At 38.8% G+C, this 18472-nt stretch carries 14 protein-coding genes; 3 read left to right on the forward strand and 11 right to left on the reverse strand.

Annotated elements, in window-relative coordinates; genetic code table 11:
- Position 1: 1 nt before the first annotated feature.
- Both xdhB and xdhA read right to left on the reverse strand, forming a co-directional pair.
- Complete coding sequence (gene xdhB, locus C1642_RS07740) at positions 2-2377, reverse strand: xanthine dehydrogenase molybdopterin binding subunit (protein ID WP_103236148.1); 2376 nt, start codon at positions 2375-2377, stop codon at positions 2-4.
- Position 2378: 1 nt separating this feature from the next.
- The gene (gene xdhA / locus C1642_RS07745; protein WP_103236149.1) at positions 2379-3878 is read right to left on the reverse strand and encodes a xanthine dehydrogenase small subunit; all 1500 of its coding nucleotides are present in this window, start codon (positions 3876-3878) and stop codon (positions 2379-2381) included.
- Positions 3879-4140: 262 nt separating this feature from the next.
- Between xdhA and folE the strand changes: the two genes are divergently transcribed.
- Both folE and blaADC read left to right on the forward strand, forming a co-directional pair.
- Positions 4141-4689, forward strand: coding sequence for a GTP cyclohydrolase I FolE (folE, locus tag C1642_RS07750; RefSeq protein WP_001187844.1), 549 nt, complete (start codon positions 4141-4143; stop codon positions 4687-4689).
- 161 nt (positions 4690-4850) lie between these two features.
- A complete protein-coding gene (gene blaADC, locus C1642_RS07755; RefSeq protein WP_103236150.1) occupies positions 4851-6002 on the forward strand; it encodes an ADC family extended-spectrum class C beta-lactamase in 1152 nt (383 codons plus the stop codon).
- Positions 6003-6069: 67 nt separating this feature from the next.
- Here the strand turns inward: blaADC and C1642_RS07760 are convergent, their stop codons facing one another.
- From C1642_RS07760 to hemE, 4 genes are all read right to left on the reverse strand, one after another.
- Positions 6070-7962: a DUF4105 domain-containing protein gene (locus C1642_RS07760; protein ID WP_103236151.1), complete on the reverse strand. Its 1893-nt coding sequence runs from the start codon at positions 7960-7962 to the stop codon at positions 6070-6072.
- Positions 7963-8023: 61 nt separating this feature from the next.
- Positions 8024-8494, reverse strand: a complete 471-nt coding sequence (locus C1642_RS07765) for a DUF3015 family protein (protein ID WP_000914200.1) — start codon at positions 8492-8494, stop codon at positions 8024-8026.
- A 144-nt stretch (positions 8495-8638) separates the two neighbouring features.
- On the reverse strand, positions 8639-9433 hold the full coding sequence (locus C1642_RS07770; protein ID WP_103236152.1) for a DUF817 family protein: 795 nt from the start codon (positions 9431-9433) through the stop codon (positions 8639-8641).
- Between the two features lie 6 nt (positions 9434-9439).
- Positions 9440-10513 carry a uroporphyrinogen decarboxylase gene (hemE, locus tag C1642_RS07775; protein ID WP_103236153.1) on the reverse strand — a complete coding sequence of 358 codons (1074 nt, stop codon included), beginning with the start codon at positions 10511-10513 and terminating at the stop codon, positions 9440-9442.
- A 299-nt stretch (positions 10514-10812) separates the two neighbouring features.
- Between hemE and C1642_RS07780 the strand changes: the two genes are divergently transcribed.
- The gene (locus tag C1642_RS07780; RefSeq protein ID WP_000498089.1) at positions 10813-12060 is read left to right on the forward strand and encodes a L,D-transpeptidase family protein; all 1248 of its coding nucleotides are present in this window, start codon (positions 10813-10815) and stop codon (positions 12058-12060) included.
- A 120-nt stretch (positions 12061-12180) separates the two neighbouring features.
- On the opposite strand, the gene basJ is transcribed toward C1642_RS07780, so the two are convergent.
- From basJ to barA, 5 genes are all read right to left on the reverse strand, one after another.
- The gene (gene basJ / locus C1642_RS07785) at positions 12181-13350 is read right to left on the reverse strand and encodes an acinetobactin biosynthesis isochorismate synthase BasJ (RefSeq protein WP_031988122.1); all 1170 of its coding nucleotides are present in this window, start codon (positions 13348-13350) and stop codon (positions 12181-12183) included.
- A gap of 124 nt (positions 13351-13474) precedes the next feature.
- Entirely contained in the window at positions 13475-14230 is a 756-nt protein-coding gene (basI, locus tag C1642_RS07790; protein ID WP_103236154.1) for an acinetobactin biosynthesis phosphopantetheinyl transferase BasI, read from the reverse strand.
- A gap of 10 nt (positions 14231-14240) precedes the next feature.
- Entirely contained in the window at positions 14241-14975 is a 735-nt protein-coding gene (basH, locus tag C1642_RS07795; protein ID WP_103236155.1) for an acinetobactin biosynthesis thioesterase BasH, read from the reverse strand.
- 72 nt (positions 14976-15047) lie between these two features.
- Positions 15048-16643, reverse strand: a complete 1596-nt coding sequence (barB, locus tag C1642_RS07800; protein WP_103236156.1) for an acinetobactin export ABC transporter permease/ATP-binding subunit BarB — start codon at positions 16641-16643, stop codon at positions 15048-15050.
- Entirely contained in the window at positions 16640-18250 is a 1611-nt protein-coding gene (gene barA, locus C1642_RS07805) for an acinetobactin export ABC transporter permease/ATP-binding subunit BarA (RefSeq protein ID WP_001281543.1), read from the reverse strand. Before barA ends, barB begins: the two co-directional genes overlap by 4 nt.
- Positions 18251-18472: the final 222 nt, after the last annotated feature.

The raw sequence follows: 18472 nt of genomic DNA on the forward strand, positions 1-18472 counted from the left end.
TCTACATTTTAGCCTGTGGGCGAGCAGCCAAAGCTTGTCCCCGTCCAATCGCAATTGCACGTAAAATTTCTTCGGCAGTTGCTGGAGCATTGAGTACGAGCGGTGCATTTTCTGGAATAGCTGCCTGTACTGCCTGACGAATTGCAGAGAAAACCGATAATGCCAACATAAATGGCGGTTCACCTACCGCTTTAGAGCGATAGATGGTGTCTGCCTGATTTTGATTATTAAACAATTTGACATTAAAAATATGCGGAATATCAAAACTGGTCGGGATTTTGTAAGTTGAGGGTGCATGGGTAAACAAGCGGCCTGCGTGTGGTTCCTGCGGCTGCCAATACAACTCTTCTGTGGTGAGCCATCCCATCCCTTGCACAAAACCGCCTTCAATTTGTCCAATATCAATTGCAGGGTTAATTGACTGCCCGACATCATGCAAAATGTCGGCACGTAATACTTTCATTTCCCCAGTTAAGGTATCTATTGCGACCTCACTAACCGCTGCACCATAGGCATAATAGAAAAATGGACGCCCCAAATGGTTGACCTGATCATAGTGAATTTCTGGTGTTTTATAAAAACCACTGTCCCATAGTTGTACACGTGCCATATATGCCCGTTGAACCAAGTCCGGAAATGTCCAAGAATGACCATTCGCTGTTGTGACCATACTATCTTCAAACTGAACTTGGTGAGCCGCACTGTCGCTTATGTCTGCTGCAAGTTTTGCCAGACGCTCACGAATTTTAATACAAGCATTTTGAACAGCTTTACCATTTAAATCTGCTCCACTCGATGCTGCAGTTGCCGAAGTATTGGGCACACGAGAAGTATCGGTTGCAATTAAACGAACGCTATCGATGGGTAAACCCAACTCATGTGCAGCAACCTGCCGTACTTTGGTATATAGCCCTTGTCCCATTTCTGTACCACCATGTGTAATCGCAACAGTGCCATCCATATACACGTAGACCAGTGCACCTGCCTGATTGTAATGCACGGCGTTAAATGAAATACCGAACATTAATGGTGTTAATGCAATACCACGCTTAATGATGTCATTGTTCTGATTAAAGGCATGAATAGTCTGTCTACGCTTCGCGTAATCACTACTTTGCAATAGTTCGGCTACCAATTTTGGCGCAACATTATCACGGACTTCTGCCCCATAGTGCATACGGTCACGTCCACCACCAGGCTGCTCGGCAAAGAAATTACGCTGACGGATTTCAACCGGATCACAACCTAAATAACGAGCAATGTCATCAATAATATTTTCAATCACAAACATGCCTTGCGGTCCACCAAAACCACGATAAGCCGTATTAGACACCGTGTTGGTTTTACAACGTAAGTTACGTAGCTCAACTGCATTTAGATAATAGGCATTGCCAATATGGCAAATCGCACGTTCATTTACTGGCCCAGAAAGATCAGCCGAAAAACCACAATTTGAAGCCAGTTGTATCTTCAAGCCTTGCAAAACACCACTGTCATCAAAAGCCACAGACCACTCATAAGCAAAACCGTGACGTTTGCCTGTAGCACTCATGTCATCATCACGATCTAAGCGTAATTTACACGGACGGCCCGTTTTTTGTGCTGCCAAAGAGGCAATACATGCCCACTGCGCTGACTGTGACTCTTTACCACCAAAACCGCCACCCATACGGCGACTTTCCACGCTGACCTGATGCATATTCATGCCTAATGCATGACAAATCAGTAACTGCATTTCGGTTGGATGTTGTGTCGAGCAATAGACTTTTAAACTCTGATTTTCTTGTGGAATCGCATAGGAAATTTGCCCTTCAAGATAAAAATGCTCTTGCCCGCCTAGCTCAATAGCCCCTGAAAGTTGATGGGCTGCATTTTGAAATGCCTGTTCAACTTCACCATGGCTAAATTCAACAGGCGGCAACACCCATGATTCTTTTTCAATCGCATCTTGAATCGTTAAAATTGGAGTTTCGGGCACATACTCAATTTTTGCTAAGCGAACTGCCTGACGAGCTTGCTGATAACTCTCGGCAACAACCACAAACAACGCTTGTCCATAAAACTCAACCTGCTCTTCGGCAAAAATTGGGTCATCTTTAACAATTGGTCCCCAATTATTTTCAACCTCAATATCCTTTGCCGAAAAAACTGCATGGACGCCATCGGCCTGACGTACTGCATCCAAATCAAACTTACTGATTTTGCCTTTGGCACAATTCGAGAATCCGACTGCCAAATGCAATGTATTTTCAAGCTCGGGTAAATCATCAATATAAGTTGCCTGCCCCGTCACATGTAAATGCGCGCTCTCGTGTGGAATCGAGTCGCCTGCTTTAGCTGATTTTTTAGAAATATTTAAGTCAATGGTTTGATTCATATCAGATCTCCACCATAGCAATCAGGTCATTCACACGAGTGATCGTTTGAGACAAGATTTTTTCTATATAAAACCGCTGTAAACAGTTTTTTGCGACTTGTAAACGATATGCCGAGCTAGCACGTCCATCATCTAAAGGCTGATAGTCTTGCGACAATGCCTGCTGCGCCTGAACGATCAATTCTGCTGTAATTTGCTGGCCTTCTAATATGGCTTCTGCATATTTTGCACGTTTGGGAATAGCCGCCATACCACCAAAAGCAATTCTTACATTGTGAGCAATATAATGAGGATCTAACTCACAAGAAATGGCTGCACATACCGCAGAAATATCTTGCTCAAATCGTTTGGCAATTTTATAGCTGGCAAATTTAAAACGTGTCTGCCCTTCACGAAGCGGAATAACAATCGCCTCAACAAACTCACCAAGCTGTAATGCTGTTTTTTGATAATCTAAATAAAAGTCTTCCAAGGCAATTTCACGGGTCTGCTCACCTACACGCAAAATCAATCGTGTACCGAGCGTAATTAATGCCGGCATTGAATCACCAATAGGCGAACCATTAGCAATATTTCCACCTAGTGTGCCTGCATTTTTAATCGGCATGGAAGCAAAACGGCGCTGTAATTCTTGAAAATCGGGATAAAAATCTGAAATTTTAATGAGTGCATCGCTCAAACTTACATTTGCCCCAATCGTTAAAGCATGGTCTGTGACTACAATCTTTTTCAGCTCTTCAACTTGACCTATATAAAGCATATCGCCCAAATCACGGCCCTGCTTTGTTACCCACAAACCTACATCTGTGCTACCTGCAACAATACGTGCTTGCGGCAACTGTAAACGTAAAGTAGCAAAATCCTGCAAAGTCTTGGGTGCAAAAAATTGCTGCTTTTGATCATTCAAATGCAATGCAGGTAATGCTTTGATCTCTTTTAATACATCAATTACTTTTTGACGTTGTAATACCACACGTGGATAGTCATAAGCTTTTTGTGCTGCATCTAAAATAGGGCGATAGCCTGTACAGCGACATAAGTTTCCAGAAAGATAATCACTGATTTTATCTTTGCTTGGAGAATGTTGTTCATTTTCGTACATTGACCATAACGACATGATAAAACCGGGTGTACAAAAACCGCATTGTGAACCATGCATATCGACCATCGCCTGTTGTACCGGATGAAGTGTGCCATCTGGTACAGGCAATAAGCTATGAAGGTCTTCTACTGTAAATAAGGCTTTACCATCTAAAGTCGGTAAAAACTGAATACACGCATTCACACTACGTAATTGCAGGTTGTCATTGACCAATTCACCAATCACTACTGTACATGCACCACAATCGCCCTCAGCACATCCCTCTTTTGTACCAGTCTGCCTAGTCTTACCATTTTGAGTATATTCTCGCAGAAATTGTAAAACCGTCATTGTAGGTACTACATTTTCTACTTGCTGCTGACCACCACGGAAAAAGAAGGTGATTGGACGTTCTAACATGTTTTATCCTTATGCCTTATAATAATGCTTCTGTGCAAATATGATGCCATTACGCGATCATTTAGAACTTATCAATATTAAGCGCACATTTCATGTTCAAACACTTGACTATTAACGATAAAAAACATGAAATTTATTCATCTTTTATCAAGCGTACGGAAAAACCAAAATAAATATAGTGCGAGGATTTATGAACATCAGGTCATGTTTCTGATACAATGCCGAGCTTGTCTAATAGAGTAAATTTATACGTCTTATGTCAATGCAGCAATCGTACGCAAATATTCTGACTGCCGTCGGTGAAGACCTTAATCGTCCCGGCCTTAAAGATACGCCTGTGCGTGCGGCTAAAGCTTTTTCATATTTAACTTCTGGCTATAGTAAAACTTTAGAAGAAGTCACCAATAATGCTGTTTTCCCATCAGATAACCATGAAATGGTATTGGTGAAGAATATTGAATTTTATTCGCTCTGCGAACATCATCTTCTCCCATTCTATGGCCGTGTTCATGTTGCCTATTTACCAGAAGGCAAAGTTCTTGGCTTATCTAAATTTGCACGTATTACCGAGATGTTTGCTCGTCGTTTGCAAATTCAGGAAAACCTTACTCAGCAAATCGCTGAAGCTGTTGCAGAAGTCACTGGCGCTCGTGGCGTTGCTGTAGTCATCGATTCAGCACATATGTGTATGATGATGCGTGGTGTAGGTAAACAGGAATCTACAACCCGTACAGTTTCATTTGTCGGAGATTTTAAAACCGATAAAGAAGCACGCCGTGAATTCTTAAGTGCAGTACCAGAAAGCTACTAATATAGTTTTTACTGTCTAAATAAGAGCCCGACAATGTTGGGCTTTTTTTATAGCTGAACGCGATAAACTTCGATCCAATTCTATAAAACATAACAATTAAATTAGGTGATTTTTGTTATAAAAGTAGGCATCTTTCTTTTTAAATAATTTATGAGCTAATCATGCGATTTAAAAAAATTTCTTGTCTACTTTTATCCCCGCTTTTTATTTTTAGTACCTCAATTTATGCGGGCAATACACCAAAAGACCAAGAAATTAAAAAACTGGTAGATCAAAATTTTAAACCATTATTAGAAAAATATGATGTGCCGGGTATGGCTGTGGGTGTTATTCAAAATAATAAAAAGTATGAAATGTATTATGGTCTTCAATCTGTTCAAGATAAAAAAGCCGTAAATAGCAGTACTATTTTTGAGCTAGGTTCTGTCAGTAAATTATTTACCGCGACAGCAGGTGGATATGCAAAAAATAAAGGAAAAATCTCTTTTGACGATAAGCCTGGTAAATATTGGAAAGAACTAAAAAATACACCGATTGACCAAGTTAACTTACTTCAACTCGCGACGTATACAAGTGGTAACCTTGCCTTGCAGTTTCCAGATGAAGTACAAACAGACCAACAAGTTTTAACTTTTTTCAAAGACTGGAAACCTAAAAACCCAATCGGTGAATACAGACAATATTCAAATCCAAGTATTGGCCTATTTGGAAAGGTTGTGGCTTTGTCTATGAATAAACCTTTCGACCAAGTCTTAGAAAAAACAATTTTTCCGGTCCTTGGCTTAAAACATAGCTATGTAAATGTACCTAAGACCCAGATGCAAAACTATGCATTTGGTTATAACCAAGAAAATCAGCCGATTCGAGTTAACCCTGGCCCACTCGATGCCCCAGCATATGGCGTCAAATCGACACTACCCGACATGTTGAGTTTTATTCATGCCAACCTTAACCCACAGAAATATCCGGCAGATATTCAACGTGCAATTAATGAAACACATCAGGGTCGCTATCAAGTAAATACCATGTATCAAGCGCTTGGTTGGGAAGAGTTTTCTTATCCAGCAACGTTACAAACTTTATTAGACAGTAATTCAGAACAGATTGTGATGAAACCTAATAAAGTGACTGCTATTTCAAAGGAACCTTCAGTTAAGATGTACCATAAAACTGGCTCAACTAACGGTTTCGGAACGTATGTGGTCTTTATTCCTAAAGAAAATATTGGCTTAGTCATGTTAACCAACAAACGTATTCCAAATGAAGAGCGCATTAAGGCAGCTTATGCTGTGCTGAGTGCAATAAAGAAATAATTTTTCCCTAAAATAAAAAGAGAGAAATAGTCATCATCTATTTCTCTATTTTTTATAGGTATATGGTTTAAAAGAACCAAACATATCCTAAGCTTGATTTCATCCAATCTAGATGATTTTGTTTTTCATAATCCCAATTAAAGCGAATGGCATTATTACTATTAATGGCATATTGCCACTGTGTATTTAGCCGTAAGTTCCATTGGTTTTGGTCTTCCCAATATGGCAGCTCAACTTGTACCACAGTGTTAAATTTTTCAAGCCACTGATTCATACATCCTAATGTCGGCCCTACTCCCACACGCCAGCCTTTATCTAAATTTGAACCCGCTTGGACATAAGTTTGTACCTGCCCATAGCAAATATGTTTACGCTCATAATCTGCAAGACTGTAACCAACCTGAGCATTAAAACTCGCGACGCCATGCTGCTTTTCATCACTATAAACACCGTCATGAACCGCTTCCTGACGCCAGCCTAAGTTAAATCCCCAAGTCAGCGGAGTTTTAAATGGTTGAATCGGGTTATAAGAGTTCACTTCTAACAGATCAAGACGTTCTAGTTTTAAATGGTCATCTCGCCACTGTGCATTACCATTTAAAAATAATAATTGAGTACCGGCACGGTATCCGCCCTGCGGATCTATTAAGTCATGATAAGCCTGTCTATGACCTATCTCGATAAACTTGTCACCTTGCACTTCGCCCAGTTTTAACGAAACATTACGTGCATTATGGCCTTGAGTCGGCTCGGTTGATGGTCTTTTAGGTTCTTGGCGCTGTTTGCCTAAATCAATCTGACTTCGTAGTGCTAAAAGCTGTCTAAGCTGTGGCTGAGCAAAGCTTTCTTCAACTTTGCGACCAATAAACTGTAGATATAAATCATCATAAGCCATCTCAAGAATTTTGGCCTGATCTGATGGGCTAAATGATTTAAGTGTTTCCGAAGACTCTTTAATTGGCTTCATTGCTAATTGATGAGCAACTTTAGCTAAAGATGCGCCATGCTGGTGAGCTTGGGCCAATAATTGAGTTTCTAAAGCAGGTCGATACACAGGAGCTTTGGTGAGTCCTTGTTGTTGCATCGCTTTAATGGTTTCCATTGGAATAGAAGCGTAGTTAAACTTTTCTTGTAGATGAGATTCAGGTTTAACTAAATCGACTAAGCCCAATAACCGATATGCACAGTTATCACTCACAAAGTAATAAGGGAAGCTTACATGTTGCATTTCCCAAATATGACTCACCAAAAACCGCGTTTCTTCTGGAGATAGATTTAGCTCATATTCCCACAAATCACGGCTCTCAAAATCACCATATTCTTTTACCTTACGATAGTAAGGCATAAGTGAGTATTCACCCGGATATTGCCCTGTTAAGCCTTTCCATGCATATGACCAGTTGTCATTGCCTGCCACAGTTGCTGCATAGTTTACGGCATAAGAAACGAGGTTTAACTGCTGTTGATCTTTAGGATCTAGACGCAATAAGGTATGGCCAAACATTGAGCTTGGATTACCCATAAAATCTGTGGCGTAAATTAGGGTCGCTTTATAAGGCTTAATCTGCCCAATCCAGTTTTCAAATTCTGAACATTTTACTTGCGGCAATTCATTTTCTTGAATGCCTAATTGCTTTATAAGCCACTGACTGCGTGCCGGAAATTTACAGCGAATTGACTGGTTATCTTGCGTAGGTATAAATAATGCCGAGATGTCTGCTTTCAGTTCTTCTTTTAAATTATTTTTTCCATTTTCTGATAGAAAATAGCCAGCATAAGTGACCTCACTTTTCTGGTTTTTATTGGCATACATAAGCCTTTGCCATGTAATGTCTTGGTCTAATTTTTTTTGTTCTGCAATGGACCAGTAGTTTTGAATAGATGGATTTGTTTCTGCTGAATACGCAATATTCACTGCCAAAGAGGCAAAAATTAAAACAACCGATTTCATTAAGCTCATCAATTTTAATCATTAAATATAAGAAAAACCCTGCCAAATGACAGGGTTTTCAATTTCAAATTTATACGTAAGCTTTTAAAACTTCGTCTTTAGCCATTACGTTTTGTAATGATGCTAATACTTGAAGTGTGTTTTGGTTGTTTGTTGAATAGATTTCACCAAAGTTTGCTTTTGAAACTTTGAAGAAACGGTCTTTATCTTGTGGTTTGATTTGCATTAACTCAGCAAGTACATTCAAGCTTTCACCCTGGCCTACAGCCATGTCACGCGCTAGAGCTTCTGCATTTTCATTTGTGAAAGTAACAACTTGTGCTGTAACTGTTCCACCTTGACGGCAACCTAAAGTACCGAAAGTAATACCTAATAATTGGTTAGTAAAAATACCGTTTGTTGTTGCAGCAAGAATTTTAGGCACCACTCCTTTTTGGCCAGCCCATACTTGCGTACCCACACCACAACCTACATCGTTATCAGCCATAGCAACACTTGAACCAGCTGCTAACAAAGCAGCTAAAGCTAATTTTTTTAACATAGATGTATATCTCCAAAATCATTATTGATTGTTTCTTATGTATTGTTATGTGTAATTCTTATTACACGATATTAAAGATAGCGATAAGCCAATCATTTAGCAATTAAAAAATAAATAATATGATAAAAAGTGTAAAAGAAAAATTTATCTTAAATTCCAATTACCTTGATTATCTCGATGACCTAATATTTTAAGTACTAACACTAAACTCAAAAGCAATAATAAATACCATGATCCAAGCTTACCCCACCCCACCATATGCCAAGCCTCTACCTGACTTGGATAGAGCCAGATTTTATAAAAAGTACTAATATTTTCAGCAATCCAGATGAGAAAAGCGAGTGTTAACAATACAGGTAGCATCGGTGTTTTAAATTTATGCTCATTTAATTGGAAATAAAGTTTTGTTTTCCAAAAAATAAAAACACTGATAGCAAATAAAATATAGCGAATATCGGGTACAAAAAATTTACTCATAAAGTTTATATATGAGAAAAATGCGAGCAAAAGCATACTTCCAAAACTCGGAAGTTTTTCAAATGAAACTTGTAGTAGACGTATTGAGCGTGCAAAAAAACTACCTACGGCAGAGTACATAAAGCCTGCAAATAAAGGCACAGTCAAAATTTTAAATACCGCAGGCTGCGGATATTGCCATGAAGCAATCGCAGGATGAGTCAAGAATATTTCCATGACCATCGCCATGACATGAAATAAAGCAATAACTTTGGCTTCTGCCCATGATTCAAGTTTTAAATATAAGAGACATATCTGAATAATCAGTGCATATATGAGTAAATAATCATAACGATAAAAACCCATATATTCATGGCTTCCCATCGGCGCAGTTAGGGCAAAAGCAATGAGAAGTAAAATACCAAACAAGGCTGCCGAAACAGCCTTGCCAATAAATTGAAGAGGTAAAAACAGATATTGCACAAAAAACTATCCTAGATATTTAGTACTATACTCATGTACCGTATCTACAAAGATTTTTGGCTGCGCCGGATCTACCCATTGGGTAATACCATGACCTAAGTTAGCAACGTAACCGGTCTTCTCACCGTTTGCATAAGCATCGTCTAACATTGCCTTTACAGCTTTTTCAATTGAAGCCGCCGAACCATATAAAACAGCTGGGTCAAGGTTCCCTTGTAGGGCAACACGACCTGCTACCGTGGTTCGAGCCGTATTTAATGGTGTCGTCCAGTCCAGACCTAATGCATCGGCACCTGTCGTGATCATTGGTTCTAACCATTGACCGCCACCTTTAGTGAACACAATCACTGGAATACGGCGTCCATCTTTTTCACGTTGTAAGCCCGCGATAATCTTCTTCATATAGTTAAGAGAGAACTCTACATATTCACGGTGTGCTAAAGCCCCACCCCAACTATCAAAGATTTGAATTGCCTGAGCGCCTGCATCAATTTGCGCATTTAAGTAGTCAATGACTGAATATGCTAAATGGTCGAGCAACGCATGCAAAACTTCCGGCTGCGCATACATCATTTGCTTGGTAAAACGGAACTCTTTGCTTGAACCGCCTTCAACCATATAAGTCGCCAGTGTCCAAGGACTACCCGAAAAACCGATCAGTGGAACTTGACCACCTAAAGCAGAACGAATCGTACTTACTGCGTTCATCACATAATCAAGATCGGCTTTAGCATTAAGCTTAGGTAAGTTAGCCACATCTTGTTCAGTACGTACCGTTTTATGAAACTTCGGACCTTCTCCAGTTTCAAAATACAGTCCAAGTCCTAATGCGTCTGGAATAGTTAAAATATCTGAAAATAAAATTGCTGCGTCTAAATCATAGCGACGCAAAGGCTGTAAAGTCACTTCACAAGCAAACTCTGTATTTTTGCATAAAGATAGAAAGTCACCAGCTTTTGAGCGTGTTTCCCGATATTCAGGCAAATAACGTCCTGCTTGGCGCATCATCCATATTGGAGTGGTATCTACAGGCTCACGTAATAAAGCACGTAAGAAACGATCATTTTTAAGTGTCGTCATTGCCGATCTCTATCTTTTTCATGTGGCAGCATCATAACAAAAGGTGAGTGTTTTTATAATTTCAATTTCACACAAAAAACTTGCCAATCTACTAAAAAATGCATATTTACACAAAAGTCTACTGCAAGAAGAAACGTTTTCTGCAATACTTGCAGCATGTTACATCGGGTTTATTTATATCCCTTCGAGTCTCAAATAAGCCAATATTAAATTCATAAGAATGAATGATTGGTGAGTTTATGGCCTAAAGGATCTGATTTTCCCTATTGCTTATATGAAAATTCTTAAGGTTGAATTACATGTTTGTTCGCTCATTACTCGCTATGAGTTTAAGTTGTATTATTGCTAATGTTGCTTTGGCTGCGTCAACAACTGAGCAACCACTGAACCCTAATAAAGTATCTGCTCCTGTAGAAGATCCGATTGATCCGCTTGCTGTAGATGCTGCTTCAACTGTAAAAGCTCAAGCTCAGACTCAGATTACTGCACAAGAACAAAATGACCTAAATAGAGCGTCAACAACATTACAAAATTTACAAAAAGCTGAAGACCAAAATGCTGATTCAGGTATTGCCGCTTCAACGCCAGTAGCTACGGCTAAAACCACAACAGCTACTGCGTCTACAGCAACTTCTGCGCCAGCGGTTACATGGACATTAGATAGCTTAAACAACGCTGAGTGGTATGAAAATATTGGCAAAGGCCAACTTCCAGTTTATGCACGCGCTCACGTTATGCTTAATAATGCACATGCTTCACCGGGTGCTATCGATGGCATGAGCGGTAAAAATACATTAAAAGCAATTGCATCTTTCCAGCAAATGAATGGTTTATCTCCTACTGGCGAGTTAACTAAAGAGACTTGGGATGCGCTTGTTGCTAAACAAAACAAACCAGCATTTATTGAATACACCATTACCGATGCCGATTTAAAAGGTCCTTACGCACAATCAATTCCTTCTGACTATGCTTTACAAGCAAAAATGAAAGGTTTGTACTACACACGCGTAAGTGAAATGTTGGGCGAGAAGTTTCATATTGATGAAGCCTTCTTAAAGAAAATTAACCCGACTGCGACATTCAAAAAAGTTGGTGAAAAAATCATTGTTCCAAATGTACGCAATGACTTACCAGAAGATATTCACTTGATTATTGCGCATAAAGGTGCGAAACAGTTGTATCTGTTTAACAGCCGTAATCAAATGATTGCGTCATTTCCTGCAACAATTGGCAGTACTGATACGCCATCTCCGACCGGTACTTACAAGGTAGTAGGTGTAGCACGTAACCCTTGGTACAGCTACTCTCCTTCTAACTTTGTACAAGGCAATAACTTAAAACCGCTTTCATTACCACCAGGTCCAAATGCTCCTGTAGGTAATATCTGGATTGGTTTAAGCAAAAAATCATTTGGTATTCACGGTACACCAAACCCGTCTTTAATTTCTAAAACCGCATCACACGGTTGTATCCGTTTAACGAACTGGGATGCTAACGATTTAGGTAATAAAGTACGTTCAGGCGTAACTGTTAAATTCTTAGAATAATCCTCTTAATTAAAAGAGCCTGCTTTATGCAGGCTTTTTTATTAAATTTTTTCGCATAGCCCCGTGGAATATGTAGTTATTGTTTTGGCTATAAAAATAAAACCTGCCTAGGTTTACTAATTACACAGCAACTTTTGTATTTAGAATATTTAGCATGGTTTGCATTTTAGCTTCTGTTTCTAGCCATTCAGCTTCAGCATCTGACCCTTCAACAATCCCCGCACCAGCATATAAGCGCATTTTATTTTCACTGAGTAGACCACATCGAATTGTCACTACCCACTCACCATTACCCTCCGCATCCATCCAGCCGACTAACCCCGTGTAATAATGTCGGTCATAACCTTCATGATCTAAAATAAACTGCTTAGCAACATGAGTTGGTGAGCCACAAACCGCTGGTGTTGGATGTAATTCTAATGCAAGGTTTAATGCATTCGGTGCCTGTTGTTTGAGCATACCTTGGAATTCTGATGATAAATGCAACATTGTTGATGTTTCTAAAATATCTGGAAATTCAGAAACCTTAAGCTCTACACAATGAGTGGCTAAATTTCTAATAATATTTTCAACCACAATTCGATGTTCATGTTGGTCTTTCTCAGAATGATTTAATTCTTGTTGGCTGACGAAATTTTTTTCGGAAATCTGAGATTTGGGTCTAGAACCGGCCAAAGGATTACTGGTTACAATACGACCTTGTTTTGATAAAAGCAGTTCTGGGCTTGCGCCTAGAATATAATTATTATGTTCTACTGGAATCACAAAATTATAAGCATTTGGATTTTGTTTTAATAAAGCAGCCAATAAGTTTTCTGGCTCTTGATGACGGTTGAACTCATATTCAACAGCCTGAGAAAGAACAACTTTTTCTACCTTCTTTTTCTCAAAAGCATCTAATGCTAACTGTACTGTACCTTCAAATTTTTGGCGTTGAATGAGTAATGATTTATTAATTATCTCAATGTTATTACGATTTTTTAATGAGTTAATCGTAGAAGATGCTTGTGTTATTTTTTTATGATCAGCATAAAAATTTAAGCTACTTTTCTTTGTAATATCAAAAGGTATAGCACCAATTAAAACTGGATTTTGATGGCCTTGCTTTTTAATTTCTTCAAAACATTTTGCAATCTCATCATTAAATAGTGCGGTATTTGCTGCAGGTGTATTTAGCGTTTTAACGAATTCGTTCACTTCGAGATAATAATTTTTCGTAGAGAAACATGAAAATTTCTTTTGACCGATATGATCTAAATTTTGCTCTACTGATATTTGAGTCTGCATCATCTGTATATCACCTCTCACATTGATTTTTTTCAAGCAAATTCTGTAGTACTTCTTTTTAAATATAAGGATATAAAAATACTGAAACACACATTAATGCAAATGATTATTATTATCAATAACAAATTTAGTTTTCAATGCAAGAAATTGTAATTATCTCGTTATTTGTATGAAAAAAATAAACTTTAACCTCTAGAGTTATCTCGATTAAACTTTCTTGTCTAAGGTAAAAATAAAGAAACGCGCCATCTAGCGCTTTAAATTTTATATTCTTAAAATCAATAATTTGCTTATATTTTAAATAAAATGCCTTAATGATACTTTCTTTAGCGGAGAATATTATCAAATATAAATATGCTTGATCTTTTAGTAGCTTTTCAATTTCTTCTTGCTCATTTTTATTGAGAAAAATATCATAAAATTCATCTTTCTTTTGAAAAAAAATATAATGTTTTTGAGACTCTATATCGATTCCAAATATTTTTTCTTTAGGTGTGTTATTTCTAGCATATGCGATGGCATAACATGATTTTTTTGATCCAACATGGCTAATCCCCCCCATCACCCCTTCGGGCCATAGGGGTTCCCCATGTCTACCTTGATAGACAATAGAATCTTGTAAGTTAAAGCTTTGTAATGCATATTTTGCTGCTAAGCGCCCCGTCAAGAACTCTAATTGACGAATGAAGCGTGAGCTTTTTATATTCAGTGGAAGAAATATATTCAGCTCCTGATAGATATGATCAAGCTGAGGTATTTCTTTGATTTGGCTGAGCTGGACCTTATGTATATCTATCCCGAAAGCTGTTAGCTTTTCATATTGAATATTTATTTCATCCAGACATGAATTAGCCCCTCTACTTAGCTGCTTCTTCGTATTCATAGCATGGACTTTATTCAATATTCACGGTCAATGTTTCAACGATGGCAGCAATATTTTCAAGCATCTTTACTCGAGTCTCGGGATTGAGAAAGTAGAAATGGTCCCCTTCAAACTCAATGCTTCCTAACCAATTTTCTGTGTGTTGTTGCCATGCATCCATCATTCTTTTGTTAGGAATATCAGGGTCCTGTTTGCCATAAAATGCAACGATCGGAACCTCAGTCTTATGAATCTTCTCGCTAAGTAATTGATCACTAAGATAGAAGTCGTTACGAATGATTTTGAGAAAGAATGTGAGTGCTTCCTGATTATTTAAAATTTCGTCAGGAAAATTATTGTATCGCTTTAATTCATCAATAATTTTTTCATCAGTTAGCTCATGCTTGTACCGCATATGTTGAATATAGTGGTGCTCAGGTCGGCTACTTATAACAATTAATCTTAACTGATCAATTATGGGTTTTTCATTCAAATAATTGAGTACTTTCCAAATCAAGCCACCTCCTACACTATGTCCAAATAAAATAAATGGTGTGTCTGAGTAAGCTTGTATTTTATTGGCAATTTGCATAGCCAATAGATCAGGATCATCAATCAATGGTTCATTTATTTTTATACCATGACCCGAATATTCAATAGAAATAATACGAATATTGTCAGAAATCTGCTTTTTCCATGGATGATAAATACTCGCGCTACTCCCCGCAGGCGGTAAACAGAACATATTATATTGATGTTTATTCACTTAAGAATTCTCCAAATATTAAGCATTTTTCTTTCATAAAAAATGCTTAAATCAGGTTTCTGCTCTATTTTTTTAAACAGAAATTGAAGCTAAATTGATAGTTTGAGTCGGTTGCCAAATAGCTGAATCACGATGTGTGACAAAAATAACCGTAGAAGAAAGAGCACGTATCGTTGTAACAATTTCCTGCTCAGTCTCTTCATCCAAGGCAGAGGTTGCTTCATCAAGTATTAAAATCGGCGCATTTTTGAGTAATGCTCGGGCAATTGCGACCCGCTGACGTTCACCACCAGACAATGCGGTGCCTTGTTTACCCACCGATTGATTAATTCCTTCTGAACTACGGTCAATCATTGCTCCTAATGCGGCATCTCTTGCAGCCTTTTCTATTTCATCATCAGTTGCATCAGATTTTCCTAAACGGATATTTTCAGCCAGTGTACCTGTGAACAAAATAGGTTCTTGTGTGACATAAGCGATATTCGAGACCAAATCTTCATATTTCATTTGATCAAGAGCTATACCACCCAGGGTAATTTTTCCTATTTGTGGATCATCAAACCGTGTAAGCAATTCAAGTAAAGTACTCTTACCACTACCACTTGGTCCGGTAACCCATACTCTGCTCCCCAATGCGATATCGAGAGATATATTTTCAAGTGCTGGCGCATAGCTAACGCCTTGTACCGAAATATGATGGCCAGTAGGAATTTGAGGGTGTAATGGCTCAGGCAACTCAGGTGGATGGGTGATCTGATTAAAGTTGCGTAGTGCAGCAAATAAATCATTGATATGCAACCCTGCAGTAGCAAGTTCACCTAACGGCGCTGCTGCACGTCCAATTAAGACGAGTAATGCCAATACCAAAGCAGCATGATTGACTCCAGCGATCACCAGATATGTTGCCATCCCAGCAATGGGTAAAACACTTGCTAAGGTTGCAATAAAACTTGCAAATGCAGCAGCATGGTTGATCCGTACTAATGTCTCTTCTTGCTCTTCCCAACGATGTTCCAGCCTTTGAACCGCACGTTCAGGACCGGCTGCTGTGCGTAATAACTCAACATGATCAACCAATTCCAACGTTGCTTGTGAAGCCGCTAAATCGGCAGTATTACGTTTTTTATCAATATGCATGAGTGCACGTTGTGCCAGGATTTGAGCAAATAAAGAGAGTAAAAGTAAGCCTAAAGCGACAAATGCTACGCCTGCTCCGGCAAGCATGCCTATTCCTATTGTGAGAAACAAAGGCATAAAAGGCGCATGTAAAAAGGTTTGCAATTGATGAGCAGGGATACTCATAAACCCAGGAATGCCCTGTCCAGCAATTGTCTTAATCTGAGCACGCTGTTCATTGGTAAACCAAGAGAGCTTGGCACGAGCTAAAGATTTGCCTAACTCAGCAAATAAGTCTCCTGCTAAACGCACACCAGTAAGGAAGCCAGCACGAGTGACCACCACTGTCACTAATATTGCTGCAATTGCACTGATGAGAACCCAACTTGGAGACCATTGATTGACAATTGCAAATGCCAATACGGTATATGCGATTGCTTCAATTGCTGCAACAATGATCCATCCGATACCAACAATAATTAATTTTTGTTTGGCCGCACGAGGAAGCATCGAAAAAATCTGATCTTTATTTAATTTAGCAGGAGTATTCATAAAGATTTCCCTGAGTCAGTTGGGCCGTTAAGCACTAACCTGCTGTCGGCATGAGCAGCTAAGGCAAGATCATGAGTGACCATGACGATGGTTTTATTCTGGTTTTTAGCTAAGTCGCTTAACTCCAATATTATTTTTGTCGCATTGGTCTGGTCGAGTGCGCTCGTTGGCTCATCTAATAAAATAATAGGAGCTGTGGATAAAAACGCACGCGCTATTCCTATGCGCTGTTTTTCACCGCCTGAAAGTAAAGTTGCATCTGCATTTAAATCTACTTTTAATTGGGCCTTGAGTAATGCCTGCTCAAGTTGTTCATCATTTGCATTAACGGCAGATAAGGATAAGTTTTCTCTTACTGTGGTCGGTAATACATCTCCACCTTGTGGAATAAACAAAACCTTTTCATGTCTTAGTTTTTCATGTAATTGCAAAATATCTGTTTTTGCTAATTGAACGACACCTTCTTGCAATACGACTAATCCAGCAAGTGCCCGCAGTAAGGTTGTTTTGCCAACTCCACTTGGTCCTGTAATTGCAGTCATTGAATTTTTTGGAAATGAATAACTTAATCGATCAAATACTTTTTGATTTTCAATTGCAAAGCTTGCATTCACTATTTCGAGTGTTACATCTTGCTCAATCTGTTGTAGATTGCCCGATGAAAGTACTGGCTCTTTTAAGAAAGCAGATAAACGAGTAGCTGCAGCCCGCCCAGCAGCGACATAATCAAGACCATGCCCTAAACGTAGCGAAGGTGTCACGATGGCCAAACTAAAGAAAAGTGTTGCAGCCAAGGTCATGCTGTCGTATTGATAAGCTACAAAATAGGCTATGGCAAAGGTTGCAACAGCTTGTAGTAATGCAGTGGCAACAGCAGCGAGTGTTGCGACTTTACTCACCCAAGACACCATATTTTGAGTGAAATTTTGTGCTGATTGAGTATAGGCTGTTAAAGCACCTGATTGTTGCCCATATATTCGATTATCACGAATGCCGCGCGCATAATCATCAGCAGAACCAATAATATCTAACATGACCTGCATACGTGCAGCGCCATCTCGTTTTGATACATGGGGAACAATAATTAAATAATAGAGTGAAGCAATTGCCCCAGGTAATAATACCCAAAGGGCCATCGGACCAACCAAAGCAATTAATAAAACAATAGAAACTAAAGGGATTACAGCAAAAATTGCAATTTCCGACGGTAAATGTGCCACCATATGGTGTAAGGTTGCGATATCGTCTGAAACTAGTCGTTTTAAGTTTTGGTCACCCTGTTTTGATAGGGTTGTGTTAGGTAACCGAATTAAATGATGAGCAATTTGACGACGTAATCGTGCCGAAAATCCAGCCTCTGCATCATGCACTAACCATGAAGCTAGTGCTGCCAATGCCGCCCCGACTATCCAAAAAACCGCTGAAAAGATCACCCAATAAGAAGATAAATAACCAATCAACTGAATCATGCCCCACAGGGCAGTTAAAATGGCTAAACCAGAAAATACGGCAGCAAGTGTTCCTGCAAATAATTTAGGAAATGCTGGCTTGAGTGCAGGTGCCAAGGAAGAGTCTGTCATCAGATGAGATAACTTTAAATCAGACATGCTTATCTCTCTTTATTTTCATAGAAAAAGTGGTACTTAAAATAAAATCTCGCTTCAATTGACCAGCAAGAATTGTCATTTTCGGCTTTAAAAAAGCATGAATAAGAAAATCATATAAAAAGTATTTTTTTAAAAACTTTAATTGCATCAAAAACTTCCTAACCACCCTATCAAAATATTTTTAGATCATTTTCTAGACTGTAAAAATTAATATGGATTTGT

It is taken from the genome of Acinetobacter sp. AKBS16, from assembly GCF_002899995.1.
Taxonomy (GTDB): Bacteria; Pseudomonadota; Gammaproteobacteria; order Pseudomonadales; family Moraxellaceae; genus Acinetobacter; species Acinetobacter baumannii.

Excerpts from the sequence above, each read along its gene's own strand:
- xdhB (WP_103236148.1), bottom strand. The coding sequence starts at position 2,377 with ATGAATCAAACCATTGACTTAAATATTTCTAAAAAATCAGCTAAAGCA.
- xdhA (WP_103236149.1), bottom strand. The coding sequence starts at position 3,878 with ATGTTAGAACGTCCAATCACCTTCTTTTTCCGTGGTGGTCAGCAGCAA.
- folE (WP_001187844.1), top strand. The coding sequence starts at position 4,141 with ATGCAGCAATCGTACGCAAATATTCTGACTGCCGTCGGTGAAGACCTT.
- blaADC (WP_103236150.1), top strand. The coding sequence starts at position 4,851 with ATGCGATTTAAAAAAATTTCTTGTCTACTTTTATCCCCGCTTTTTATT.
- C1642_RS07760 (WP_103236151.1), bottom strand. The coding sequence starts at position 7,962 with ATGAGCTTAATGAAATCGGTTGTTTTAATTTTTGCCTCTTTGGCAGTG.
- C1642_RS07765 (WP_000914200.1), bottom strand. The coding sequence starts at position 8,494 with ATGTTAAAAAAATTAGCTTTAGCTGCTTTGTTAGCAGCTGGTTCAAGT.
- hemE (WP_103236153.1), bottom strand. The coding sequence starts at position 10,513 with ATGACGACACTTAAAAATGATCGTTTCTTACGTGCTTTATTACGTGAG.
- C1642_RS07780 (WP_000498089.1), top strand. The coding sequence starts at position 10,813 with ATGTTTGTTCGCTCATTACTCGCTATGAGTTTAAGTTGTATTATTGCT.
- basJ (WP_031988122.1), bottom strand. The coding sequence starts at position 13,350 with ATGATGCAGACTCAAATATCAGTAGAGCAAAATTTAGATCATATCGGT.
- basI (WP_103236154.1), bottom strand. The coding sequence starts at position 14,230 with ATGAATACGAAGAAGCAGCTAAGTAGAGGGGCTAATTCATGTCTGGAT.
- barB (WP_103236156.1), bottom strand. The coding sequence starts at position 16,643 with ATGAATACTCCTGCTAAATTAAATAAAGATCAGATTTTTTCGATGCTT.
- barA (WP_001281543.1), bottom strand. The coding sequence starts at position 18,250 with ATGTCTGATTTAAAGTTATCTCATCTGATGACAGACTCTTCCTTGGCA.